Below are 11731 nucleotides of genomic sequence, written 5' to 3' on the forward strand. Positions count from 1 at the left end.
GCCCTGAAGCCTATCCGCCGCCGGGCAGCCCTCCACGCACGGCCCGACTCAGCGCCGCCGGGCCACGGCGTACGCCGCCGTGCCGATCAGTTCCATCGAGACCTGCAGCCGTTCCAGGCTGACGTTCTTCGCGATCGTGTCCTCCGGCGAGTGGTACGGCGGTTCGAGGAGCGCCGGTGACGACTCTCCGCGCCAGGAGAAGTTCGCCGCCGCGATCCCGACCTCCTGGAACGACTGGTGGTCCGACGCCCCACGCGTCACCGGCCCGACCAGCTGCGCGTCGTACCCGAGCCGCTGACCGGAGGCCCGTACGGCGTCGGTCGCCGCGTTCGCCAGCCCGTCGAACGACAGCAGCCAGTACACGATCGCCGGATCCCAGCTCGTCGCCACCATGTCGTTCTGGAACACCGCCCGGTACCGATCCCGCTGGTCCTGCGCGAGCTGCGCCACGTGGTAGCGCGACCCGATCAGCCCCTGCTCCTCCGACCCCCACAGTGCGAATCGCAGCGTCGCGTCGGTCGGTAGCTTCGCCAGCACCCGCGCCAGCTCGAGCGTGAGCACCGTCCCGGACCCGTCGTCGTTGGCGCCGGGCGCACCGATCACCGTGTCGTAGTGCCCGCACACCATCACGATCGGCGAGTTGCTCCCGCGCCCGCGCCGCTCACCGATCACGTTGTTCGACACGAGGCTGCGGTGGGCCGTCGTACCGATCGACAACGGCAGCGACGTCACCACCGCGAGCGCCTCCCGCAGCAACCGCTTCTGCACCTGCGCCACCCCGACCACCGGGATCGGCGCGTCCGTCAGCCCGCTCGGCTGGAACGCCGCAGCCCGCCGCGGAAACACCTGGTCCGCCGGCAGCAGGATGACCGCCACAGCACCCCGCGCCGCAGCCTCGGCAACGAACCCCGGTCGAGCAGCCGCCAGGTCATCAGCCAGTACGACGGCGCCCGCCACATCCGCCGGCCACACCGGCGCCGCAGCAGCACCGACGTCGCGCGCCACTCCCTGCACGGTCACGTTGAGCTTGCCGCCCGGTGCCGCGCCCGCCTGCCAGCACACGTCGTCCGGCAGCAGGTTGCGCGGGTCGCCGATCTGGGCGGTGAACTTGTCCGCCACCGGGAACGGCTCCAGCCGGGTCCGGTAGCCGAACCTGTCCAGCTGGCCGGCGATGTAGTCCGCGGCCCGCTTCTCGCTGACCGTGCCACCGATCCGCGGGCCGATCTGCTCCGACAGGACCTTCAGGTGCTGCAGCGCCCGCTCCGAGGAGAGGCCGTTGACGATCTGCCGGTCGTACCGGTCCAGCTGGGGCGGGCGGGCCGCACCGGGCCGCTGGTCGTCAGCGGCCCAGGCGGGAGTGGACAGCGCGGTCGTGCTCAGGGCAGAGGCGGCGGTCGCACCGGCGACGGCCCCGAGCAGGCCTCGACGACTCAGTTCGGTCATGCAGGTCTCCCTTGGGCGAAGGTCGGCCCCGAGACCAGGAACCTAACCGATTGCCGCGCCGGCCGCCGTACTTCCTGGAGAGTTGCTCACTTCTCGGCGGCGCGCAGCTCGCTGCCGACGTCGTGCATGTGCCCGAGGCCCATCCGGTACGACTCGATCAGCCCGGTGCTCAGGTACGGCATCCCGATCCGGGCGCAGTAGTCGCGCACGATGGGCTGCGCGAACCGCAGGTTGGCCCGCGGCATGCTCGGGAAGAGGTGGTGCTCGATCTGGTAGTTGAGGCCACCCATCATCCAGTCGGTGACCAGGCCGCCGTCGACGTTGCGCGAGGTCAGCACCTGCTTCTCCAGGTGACCCCAGTTGCTGTCGTCGTCAGGCATCTCCATGCCCTTGTGGTTCGGCGCGAACACACTGCCCAGATGCAGGCCGAACAGCGCGTGGTGCAGGGCGGCGAAGGCCAGCGCCTTGCCCGGCGACATCACCAGGAGCAGCGCGCTGAAGTAGAGCACGACGTGCGCGGCCATCAGGCCCAGCTCGACCCGCGCGTCGTGCCGCTGCCGGCGAGCGAGCAGGAACTTCAGGCTGGACACCTTCAGGTTCAGGCCCTCCAGCGTGAGCAGCGGGAAGAAGACCTTGGCCTGGTGCCGGGTGAGCCAGCCGTGCAGCCCCTTACGGCCTTCGGCCTGCTCCAGCGTCCAGACGAACACGCCCTCGCCGACGTCAGGGTCCTTGTCGGTGTGGTTCGGGTTGGCGTGGTGCCGGTTGTGCTTGTCGTTCCACCAGCCGTAGCTCATCCCGCAGACCAGGTTGCCGTGCAGCTGGCCGATCAGGTCGTGCAGCTTGCGGGAGCTGCCGATCTGCTGGTGCCCGGCGTCGTGCCCGATGAAGGCGGCCCGGGTGGTGAAGATCGCGAGCGGCACCGCCAGCAGCAGCTGCAGCCAGGAGTTGCCGAGCAGCAGCACCCCGATCCAGGTGGCGGCGATCAGCGCGACGTTCAGCCCGATCGAGATCGCGTACGACGCCGTACGGCGTTCCAGCAGGCCGGCCTCGCGGACCTGGCGCAGCAGCGGTGCGAAATCGCTGCCCCTCGACTGTCTGGGTGCGTCGGCCACTGCGAGCGGCTGTGCCATCGGGTTCCTCGTCTCATCAGGTGCGAATGCTTACCCGATCAACTCTGGTGCCGGCGGGCGCCCGGCACACGCGGGCTACCACCCGAGTGGACTGGGGGTTAACCCGCTGGTCAGGGTGGGTCTAGCACCACTGATCCGGACCCGGCGCTCGGTCATCATGGTGGGAGTACGGACCGGACCTTCACCGGCCGGCCACCTCACCACGGGAGACACGATGACGACCCTCCAGACCGCCGCCAAGGCGCCGCCGCTGCGGTTCCCGCGGCTCGCGCAGCCCTTCGTCGCGCTCGGGCTGGCGATCCTCGCCGAGATCGGGATCGCGTTCTTCGTGCTGAACGTGGTCTCGGTGCCGCTGATCGCGGTCTGGGTCGGCATCCCGATGCTGCTCGTCTTCGTGCCGTGCGTGCGCTGGTTCGCCAACTGCCACCGCACCATCATGGGCAGCTTCCTCGGCGTCGCGATCGAGCGCCCGTACCGCAAGCCGCCGATGCGCGGCATGCTGATGTGGCTGCGCACGACGCTGGCCGACCCGGCGACCTGGCGTGACATCGCGTGGCTGCTGGTGAACGCCGTGCTCGGGTTCACGCTGACGCTGCTGTCCGCCGTACTGTTCCTGGCTTCGGTGTTCTACCTGATCTACCCGTTCCTGGTCTGGGTGACGCCGGACGGCGTCTTCGACCGGCCGTTCGGCGGCTGGATGCAGCTCAACCCGGTGACCGCGTTCGTGATGGTGCCGCTCGGGCTGGTCGCGTTCCTGATCTGGTCGGCGTCGGGCGAACGGCTGCTGAAGGCGAACGCGTACCTGGCCAAGTCGCTGCTCGGCCCGACCGAGAGCGCTCAGCTGGCGATCCGGGTCCGCGAGCTGGCCGAGTCCCGCGCCGAGACCGTCGACACCCAGGCCGCGGAGCTGCGCCGGATCGAGCGGGACCTGCACGACGGGGCCCAGGCCCGGCTGGCCGCGCTGAGCATGAACCTCGGGATGGCCGAGGAGATGGTCGCCCGCGACCCCGAGCAGGCCGCGGCGCTGCTCACCGAGGCCCGCGAGTCGGCCAGTACGGCGCTGTCGGAGCTGCGCGACCTGGTCCGCGGCATCCACCCGCCGGTCCTCGCCGACCGGGGACTCGACGGCGCGGTCAAGGCGCTCGCGCTGACCTGCCCGTTCACGGTCGACGTGACGTACGACGTACCGGGTCGTCCGCCGGCCCCGGTGGAGTCCGCGGCGTACTTCGCGGTCGCCGAGGCACTGGCCAACGCAGTCAAGTACTCCGCCGCGACGAACGCCTGGGTGCAGATCAGCTTCGAGCAGGACAAGCTGCACATCCTGGTCGGTGACGACGGCGTCGGCGGGGCGGCCGTGACGCCGGGCGGTGGGCTGTACGGAATCCAGCGGCGACTGGCCGCCTTCGACGGTACGTTGACGGTGGTCAGCCCGACCGGCGGGCCGACCACCGTGATCATGGAGTTGCCTTGCGAGTCCTCATCGCTGAAGATCACGCCCTCCTCCGGGACGGCCTGATCCGGCTGCTGGAAGCCCACGACTTCACCGTCGTCGAAGCCGTCGACAACGGCCCCCGCCTGGTCCCGGCGCTCGTCGAGCACCGGCCGGACGTGGCCGTCGTCGACGTCCGGCTCCCACCCACCTTCACCGACGAGGGCCTCAAGGCCGCCATCGAGGCCCGCCAACAGGTCCCCGGCCTCCCCATCCTGGTCCTGTCCCAGTACGTCGAACAGCTCTACGCCCGCGAGCTCCTCACCGGAGGCGGCGGCGCCGTCGGCTACCTGCTCAAGGACCGCGTCTCCAACGTCGCCGAGTTCCTCGACTCCGTCCGCCGCGTCGCCGCCGGCGGCACCGCCATGGACCCCGACGTCATCGGCCAACTCCTCGCCCGCAGCACCCGCGACTCCCCCGTCGCCCGCCTCACCCCCCGCGAGTCCGAGGTCCTCGGCCTGATGGCCGAAGGCCGCAGCAACGCCGCCATCGCCGCCGCCCTCTTCGTCACCGAGAAGGCGGTCAGCAAGCACACCAACAACATCTTCGCCAAGCTCGACCTGCCCCCGTCCGAAGACGACAACCGCCGCGTGATGGCCGTCCTGACGTACTTGTCGTCGCGTTAGATTTTTCTTCCGCCGGCGATGTCGAGGACGTCGTACCGGCTTCGTCCCCTGGATGAGAGCACCGACCGGGTGCTGAGTGGATGGAGAGTGTGATGACCAGGTTCCTGCTGATCGTGGACTACAACGGTGGGGCGATCGAGACCCCGATGACCGAGTGGGCGCCGGAGGACGTGAAGGCGCACATGGACTACTACGAGAAGCTCAACGCGGAGCTGCGGGAGTCCGGGGAGCTGATCGGCGGCGAGGCTCTGACCGGGCCGGAGCTGGCGAAGTCGGTGACGTCGGACGGGGTGTCGGCGCCGGTGATCACCGACGGGCCGTTCCTGGAGTCGAAGGAGCTGCTGGCGGGCTTCCAGGTGATCGACGTGGAGTCCGAGGAGCGCGCGATCGAGATCGCCGCGCTGGTGTCGCAGGTGCCGGGGCCGGGTGGGGTGCCGACGCAGCAGCCGATCGGCGTACGGCGCGTGATGGAGGAAGCCGACTACCAGGAGCTCAACCCGCTGGGCTGAGCCTGGGGCTGTCGGCGGTGGTCCCCGGGGGTTACATTGCCCTCGGGGGAAGGGGGCGGTGATGCTCGGGTTCAAGGGTGTCGATCATGTGAGTTTCTCGGTGACTGATCTGGAGCGTAGTGAGCGGTTCTACGCCGAGGTCCTCGGGTTCATGCCGTTGCTCGACTTCGGGTACGCGCGGATGCTGGTGGATCGGGCGAGTGGGTTCATGTTGTCGGTGGTGCGGCATGACGCGGCGGGTGGTGGGCCGTTCAGTGAGCTCAGCACCGGGCTCGATCATCTCGGGTTCACCGCTGAGACCCGCGAGGAACTGGTCGAGTGGGAACGGCGCTTCGACGAGTACGGGGTGACGTACACGCCGATCCGCGACATGGAGTTCTCGCACCATCTGAACTTCCGCGACCCCGACGGGATCGCGCTGGAGTTCACTGCGCCGTACCCGATCCTCACCGCCTGGTTGCAGGAACTGCGCGAACGGGATGTCCCCCGCGAGGAGATCCAGTCCCGGGTCACGGAGTACTTGGCGTCGCTGCAGTCCTAGGCGGACTACGGCCGCCAGACAGCTCCTCGATCCGCGCACACTGGCGCGAGGCGACACAGCTGTTGATCCGGGCGATCTTGCTCGACCAGCGCACGCTGCACCGGGCTCTCCACGCTCGCGGCCCACCGTTGGCATCCACTGCGGACAGCGATCGGGGCAGCCGGTGACGCGCTCGTCCACAACCGCCTGATCGTCCGCGCTCGGAGCTTCTCGTCTGCTGAATCGAGAGCAGCGAGGACGACTACGCGGGCGCCGAGGCGTACTTCGCGGAGTCGCTCGCGAAGCCGGTCTGGGCGGGTGCGTCGCGCTGCTGGCCGTCGCGGTGCTGCTCCGGCGTCGGCTCAGCTGGTGTCGGCCTCAGCGGGCATTCGTGTTGCTGTCGCGTGCGGGTGGCGTAGCGGAGATCCACACGCTGATGCCGTTCCGTGGGCCGGTGGACCTGCTGGCCGCGCGGGTCACAGGCGGCCGGTGATTCGGCTGAGGAACTCCTGGGTGCGGGGTTCGCGGGGGCTGCCGAGGACTTGGGCGGGTGGGCCGGACTCCAGGAGGCGGCCCTGGTCGAGGAAGCAGATCTGGTCGGCGACCTGGCGGGCGAAGGTCATTTCGTGGGTGCAGATGAGCATGGTGATGCCGTCGGACTTGAGGTCCTTGAGGAGGTCGAGGACTTCGCCGACCAGCTCGGGGTCGAGGGCTGAGGTGACCTCGTCGAGGAGCATGAGCTTCGGGTTGTTGACCAGGGCGCGGGCGATGGCGGCTCGTTGTTGCTGGCCACCGGAGAGGTTGTCGGGGCGGGCGGTGGCTTTGTCGGCCAGGCCGACCCGGTCGAGGATCTGCAGGGCCTGAGTGCGGGCTTGGGTCTTGGGGACGCCATGGACTCGGATCGGGGCGAGGGTGACGTTGTCGAGGACCGACAGGTGCGGGAACAGGTTGTAGGACTGGAAGACGATGCCGATGCCGGCGCGGATGCGGTCGGCGTTGGCTCGGGGGTCGGTGATGTCCTCGCCGTCGAGCTCGATGACGCCGTCGTCGACGGTCTCCAGGAGGTTGACGCAGCGGAGCAGCGTGGACTTGCCGGAGCCGGAGGCGCCGATCAGGACCACGCACTGGCCGGCGCCGACGTCCAGGTCGAAGTCGTCGAGGACCACGTTCGCGCCGTACGTCTTGCGGACGCCGCGCAGCGACAGCAGGGTCATACCGGGCCTCCTCCCCCGCCGTACCAGCCTTGGCGGCGGGCGACCCAGTCGGTCAGGCGGGTCAGTGGGATCGTCAGCGCGACGAACAGGATGCCGGCGACGACGTACGGGGTGAAGTTGAAGTCCTCGGCGGTCTCCAGCTGGGCGGCGCGGATCGCGTCGATGACGCCGAGGACGGCGATCAGGCCGGAGTCCTTCTGCAGCGAGACGAAGTCGTTGAGCAGCGGCGGCAGGACACGGCGGACGGCCTGCGGGAGGACGACGAAGCGCAGCGTCTGCCGGTGCGACAGGCCGAGCGATCGCGCGGCGGCGCGCTGCGACGGGTGGATCGACTCGATGCCCGCGCGGAACACCTCCGCGACGTACGACGAGTAGGTGAGCACCAGCGCGGCGCCGCCCCAGATCACCGCCTCGTTCGGAAGCCCGCGGAGCTGCAGCGCGGGGACGCCGAAGCCGAGCAGGAAGATCACCAGCAGCAGCGGCAGCCCGCGGAAGATGTCCGTGTACGCCGCTGCGAACACGCGCAGCGGGAAGAAGATCGGGCCCCGCAACGTCCGCATGATCGCGAGCGTCAGGCCGAGCACGACGATCAGCACCGCACAGACCAGCATCACCCGGACGTTCAACCAGAGGCCCTGGGCAACGACCGGCAGCGCCTCCCAGCCACGCTCGACGTTGAAGAAGGTCTCCCGGACTCGTGGCCAGCCCGGTGTCGACCCGATCCCGACCACGAGCAGCGCGATCAGTACGACGGTGCTGATCGCCGCGATGATGCCCGACCGCACGGTCCGCCGCCGCCGGTACGCCAGCCGCTCCAACTGCAGCGCGGACGGCTGCCAGTCGCTCACCTCGAACCCTGATTGCTGATCGTCACGAGAGCTCCGGGGCGCCTTCCGCGGTCAGGTACTGCTGCTGGAGCTTGGCCAGGGTGCCGTCGGCCTTCAGGCTGTCGACGGCCTTGGAGACGCATGCGGTCAGCGCGGAGCCCTTTTCCAGGACGAAGCCGAACTGTTCGGCCTGGCCGCCGGCCGGGAGCTGGCCGACGATCTTGCCGTCGTCGAGCTGGGCCGCGGTCATGTAGAAGCCGGTCGGGAGGTCGACCACGATGCCGTCGATCTGCTTGTTCTTCAGGGCCTGCACGGCCAGGTCGTTCGTGTCGTAGACCGCCGGGGTCTGCTTCGGTTTGATGACGTCGCGCAGCGACGTGTAGCTGGTCGTGCCGACCTGGGCGCCGAGTTTGGCGTCGGCCAGCTCGGCCACCGACTTGGCGCCGGCGATCTTGCTGCCGGCGGTGGTGATCACGGTCTGCCGGACGTCGTAGTACCCCGAGGAGAAGTCGACGGCCTTGCGCCGGTCCTCCGAGATCGAGATCTGGTTCACGTCCAGGTCGAACTTCTTCGGCCCGGGCGCGAACGCGGCGTTGAACTGCACGGTCTGCCACTTCACCTCGGCCTCGGTGAACCCGAGACTCTTGGCGACCGCGTAGGTCACCGCTGACTCGTACCCCTTGCCGTTGGCCGGGTCGTCGTCGACGAACCAGGGCGCGTAGGCCGGCTTGTCGGTGCCGACGGTGAACGCACCCGCGGTCTTCAGCGCGAGCTTGTCCTTGCCGCAGGCATCGGCCCCGGTAGGGCTCGGCGCACCGGACGTCTCGTCCTCCGGCGCGCACGCGGACACTGCGACAACGACGAGGGTGGCCAGCACCGCCACGGCAGTCCGAAGATTCATGGCAGCAGACTAGAGCCCGGCACCGACGGTGGTCGCCCGATATCAGCCTTTTCACCCAAAGGAGCAGGCAGAATTCCGGTTGAGGGCCGGTGGAGTTCCTCCTCCGGTGCGGATTCTTCAGCTCTTGCGGTACGCCGTGGGGGTGACGCCGGTGTGGTGGCGGAAGCGGGTCGCGAAGTAGAGCGGGTTGGTGAAGCCGACCTCGGCGGCGACCGACTGCACTGTTCGCGTGGTCAGCTCGAGGAGGCGGCGGGCGGCCTCGATGCGGCGGCGTTCGACGAACTGCTGGGGCGTGACGGCGAGCTGGGCGCGGAAGAGGTGCGCGAAGCGGGACGGCGAGAGGTTCGCTGCGCGAGCCAGTCGGGGGACGCCGAGGTCGGCTTTCAGGTCGCGGTCGACCAGCTCGATCGCGCGGAGCAGGCGGTCGTCGATCGGGCTCGCCTTCGGGTTCTGGGTGTCGGCCCAGAGCAGCGCGGCTTCGAGGGCGTTGAGGGCGAGCAACTCGCCCTGGGTCAGGACGCTCGACTGATGCCGTACGGCGGCTGCGAGGTTGTCGGCGATCCGGGCTGACGCCTGCTCGCTCGGCTGGAGTTGAAGAATGCCGGGCGCGACCTCGGGCCAGTCGAGCAGCGGCAGCCAGTCGGGCTTGGGGTGGAAGTGCGCGTAGACGAAGTGCCAGTGCTGGAGGGTGGGCTCGACGCCGTAGTCGTGCAGGGTGCCGGGGCGGATCAGGGTGAGGGTGTCGGGGAGCGCTGCGACATCCGGGCGCATGGGATTCGCGCTGCCCGCGCGAACGCGCCCGTCGACGGCGACGGACGTCGCACCGGCGGACGCCGACTTCGTGCCGACTCGGCCGCGGCCGTTGAGGGTGTGGAAGAGCAGCCAGTCGGTGGTGCCGTTGCGCCGGTACGTCGCGTAGCCGGGGCCTTCGTCGAACTCCCCGGCCAGCAGGCGACGTACGGTCGGCGTGAACGAGTCGGCTCTAGCAGGATCTCGAAGGTTCACAGCCAGATACGTTATCCACTCCGGAGGCTGCCGCGCGCAGACTCGACGTATGACGAGCACAGCGTCCGAGACCGTGGCCGACGTCTACGCACGAGAAGGGGTGGTGCAGGTTCCCGGGCTGATCTCGCGGGCGGAAATCGAGCGGATCAGGCGGGTTTTCATGGATCAGGTCGCAGCGGACCACTCACTGGCGATCGACGACGGCGTACCGGCGGACGACCCGCTGGCGCGGTACCCGCGGTTCGTGCACCCGCACCGCCGGACCGATGTCGAAGCCGGCCGGATCTCGCTGGAGCTGATGCTGGACAGCCGGATCCTCGATGTGGTGACCGCGCTGATCGGGCCCGCGCTCGGCGCACAGTCGATGTTCTACTTCAAGCCGCCGGGCGCGCGCGGGCAGGCGCTGCACCAGGACAACACGTTCCTTCGCGCCGATCCGGAGACGTGCTTGGCGGCGTGGATCGCGGTCGACGACGTGGATGCGGAGAACGGCGGGCTGGCCGTCGTACCGGGGTCGCACCGGACCGAGCTGGTGTGTCCGGAGCCGGCGGATCTGACCGAGTCGTTCACGTCGGTCGAGGTACCGATCCCGGACGGGATGCGCAAGGTGCAGACGCGGATGGCGGCCGGGGACGTGCTGTTCTTCCACGGGAGCGTCGTGCACGGCTCGCGGCCGAACTCGAGCGCGGACCGGTTCCGGCGCTCGCTGATCTTCCACTACGTGCCGGAGGCAAGCACCGAGATCGCGGCGTTCTACGACCCGCTGGTCCGGCCGGACCGGCGGACGGTGTCGATCGCGGCGGCGATCGGCGGTGGACCTTGCGGGGACTACGCAGATGCCGAGCCGTGAGCCAATCGCGGGCGGGACGCGATGCCGCTGATGGTGGCGATCAGCCACAGTACGACGACAGCTGTCAGCAGTGAGCTGAGCGGACGAGTTGGGTTGAAGGCGGTGCCGTTCACGTGGGACTCGGCGGCGGCGCCTGCCAGGCATGCGGCCAGCGTCAGGCCGAGCAGGCCGGTCGAGAGGGCCAGCCAGCGGAGGTAGAGCTTGCCGATGTGGTGGGACCAGCCGGGGCCGGCGAAGCGGAGCTTGGCGGTCGGCGCGAACGGGTGGCGCCGGCCCCACTGGTCGTAAACGTGCTGCGGGACCAGCTCGGTGAGGCGCTCGACGGCGGTGATTCCCCGGCGCAGGGACTCCGCCGTCAGTGCGGCGTCGTCGTACGCGAGCAGGACGTCGCGATCGACGACCAGACCGATGGGACGGGCGTCCAGCAGGGTCTGCATGACTCGGGGCTGGAGCATGGCCATCAGGTACTGCGGGTGGTCGCCGATCACGTCGTACGCGCGGTTGAACTCGGCACTCTCCAGGGAGAGGTCGGAGCGGGTCAGGCCGCGGCCTGGGCGGACCTCCAGCGCGGGCAGCTCCTGCTGGAGTTGTCGGCCGACGAACACGGTCAGGCGCTGGCGGCGGCAGAGGAGGCCATGCCATTCGAGCCAACGCACCTCGAACGCGAGCGCGCTGCTGGTTCGTACGACGTTGCGGACGACCCAGGTGCGGCCGATCGGCAGCGGGAGCGGGGCTGCGGGGAGGCGGAGGTCGTTCGGGAGGTCGCGGTGGACCTGCCAGCCGTTGGCTTGGGCAACGATCGCGAGGTCGCGGGTGGTGGCGCGCGGCCAGGAGTAGGCGATCAAGAGGACGGCTGCGCCCAGCAGGAGAAGGAACGGGGTCAGGGCGATGACGGCGAAGGCGGCGCGGTCGCCGGCGTCGTACAGGCTCCAGATCATGCGGGCGACGCAGGCGATCACCGCGAGGGCGGCGATCCAGCGGGCGAGGCGGCTCGTGCGGGCGGAGATCATCGTCATGACGAAGGCCGCCGGGATGACGACGAGGATGATCATGACCATCGTCGAGGACCAGCCCGGCCAGTCGGCGCCGACGAGCCGCGGCATCAGGAGCAGGCCGAGGCCGGTGACGACCGGGAACAGGCGGAACGCGACGGCGTGCACGATCTCACTGGCCTCCTTGCGCAGGAAGTCGGCGCTGGGCGTCGGGGTGGTCACCTG

13 protein-coding genes are annotated in these 11731 nt (G+C 69.6%); 5 read left to right on the forward strand and 8 right to left on the reverse strand.

Features of this window, described 5'->3' with window-relative positions:
- Window positions 1–48: 48 nt before the first annotated feature.
- Window positions 49–1443 carry a M28 family peptidase gene (locus AB0M01_RS00455; RefSeq protein WP_363664650.1) on the reverse strand — a complete coding sequence of 465 codons (1395 nt, stop codon included), beginning with the start codon at window positions 1441–1443 and terminating at the stop codon, window positions 49–51.
- An 86-nt stretch (window positions 1444–1529) separates the two neighbouring features.
- Window positions 1530–2573, reverse strand: coding sequence for an acyl-CoA desaturase (locus AB0M01_RS00460; RefSeq protein WP_363664652.1), 1044 nt, complete (start codon window positions 2571–2573; stop codon window positions 1530–1532).
- A 214-nt stretch (window positions 2574–2787) separates the two neighbouring features.
- Here AB0M01_RS00460 and AB0M01_RS00465 point away from each other — a divergent pair, with 214 nt between their 5' ends.
- The 4 genes from AB0M01_RS00465 to AB0M01_RS00480 all read left to right on the forward strand — a co-directional run bounded on the left by AB0M01_RS00465 (window position 2788) and on the right by AB0M01_RS00480 (window position 5738).
- Entirely contained in the window at window positions 2788–4089 is a 1302-nt protein-coding gene (locus AB0M01_RS00465; RefSeq protein WP_363664654.1) for a sensor histidine kinase, read from the forward strand.
- Window positions 4041–4688 carry a response regulator transcription factor gene (locus tag AB0M01_RS00470; protein WP_363664655.1) on the forward strand — a complete coding sequence of 216 codons (648 nt, stop codon included), beginning with the start codon at window positions 4041–4043 and terminating at the stop codon, window positions 4686–4688. Before AB0M01_RS00465 ends, AB0M01_RS00470 begins: the two co-directional genes overlap by 49 nt.
- 92 nt (window positions 4689–4780) lie before the next feature.
- Window positions 4781–5197 carry a YciI family protein gene (locus AB0M01_RS00475; RefSeq protein ID WP_363664657.1) on the forward strand — a complete coding sequence of 139 codons (417 nt, stop codon included), beginning with the start codon at window positions 4781–4783 and terminating at the stop codon, window positions 5195–5197.
- 61 nt (window positions 5198–5258) lie between these two features.
- Entirely contained in the window at window positions 5259–5738 is a 480-nt protein-coding gene (locus AB0M01_RS00480; RefSeq protein ID WP_363664659.1) for a VOC family protein, read from the forward strand.
- Between the two features lie 241 nt (window positions 5739–5979).
- Here the strand turns inward: AB0M01_RS00480 and AB0M01_RS00485 are convergent, their stop codons facing one another.
- The 5 genes from AB0M01_RS00485 to AB0M01_RS00505 all read right to left on the reverse strand — a co-directional run bounded on the left by AB0M01_RS00485 (window position 5980) and on the right by AB0M01_RS00505 (window position 9664).
- A complete protein-coding gene (locus AB0M01_RS00485) occupies window positions 5980–6147 on the reverse strand; it encodes a hypothetical protein (protein ID WP_363664661.1) in 168 nt (55 codons plus the stop codon).
- A 46-nt stretch (window positions 6148–6193) separates the two neighbouring features.
- Complete coding sequence (locus tag AB0M01_RS00490; protein ID WP_363664663.1) at window positions 6194–6931, reverse strand: amino acid ABC transporter ATP-binding protein; 738 nt, start codon at window positions 6929–6931, stop codon at window positions 6194–6196.
- On the reverse strand, window positions 6928–7779 hold the full coding sequence (locus AB0M01_RS00495) for an amino acid ABC transporter permease (protein WP_363664665.1): 852 nt from the start codon (window positions 7777–7779) through the stop codon (window positions 6928–6930). The genes AB0M01_RS00490 and AB0M01_RS00495 overlap by 4 nt, the downstream gene beginning before the upstream one ends.
- A gap of 22 nt (window positions 7780–7801) precedes the next feature.
- Window positions 7802–8659, reverse strand: a complete 858-nt coding sequence (locus AB0M01_RS00500; RefSeq protein ID WP_363664667.1) for an ABC transporter substrate-binding protein — start codon at window positions 8657–8659, stop codon at window positions 7802–7804.
- Between the two features lie 117 nt (window positions 8660–8776).
- On the reverse strand, window positions 8777–9664 hold the full coding sequence (locus tag AB0M01_RS00505; protein ID WP_363664669.1) for a helix-turn-helix domain-containing protein: 888 nt from the start codon (window positions 9662–9664) through the stop codon (window positions 8777–8779).
- 49 nt (window positions 9665–9713) lie between these two features.
- Here AB0M01_RS00505 and AB0M01_RS00510 point away from each other — a divergent pair, with 49 nt between their 5' ends.
- Window positions 9714–10514 carry a phytanoyl-CoA dioxygenase family protein gene (locus AB0M01_RS00510; protein WP_363664671.1) on the forward strand — a complete coding sequence of 267 codons (801 nt, stop codon included), beginning with the start codon at window positions 9714–9716 and terminating at the stop codon, window positions 10512–10514.
- Here the strand turns inward: AB0M01_RS00510 and AB0M01_RS00515 are convergent.
- On the reverse strand, window positions 10493–11728 hold the full coding sequence (locus tag AB0M01_RS00515; protein WP_363664672.1) for a hypothetical protein: 1236 nt from the start codon (window positions 11726–11728) through the stop codon (window positions 10493–10495). The two genes, AB0M01_RS00510 and AB0M01_RS00515, sit on opposite strands and share 22 nt — an antisense overlap.
- Between the last annotated feature and the right edge of the window lie 3 nt (window positions 11729–11731).

The organism is Kribbella sp. NPDC051770, from assembly GCF_040681455.1.
Classification (GTDB): Bacteria; Actinomycetota; Actinomycetes; order Propionibacteriales; family Kribbellaceae; genus Kribbella.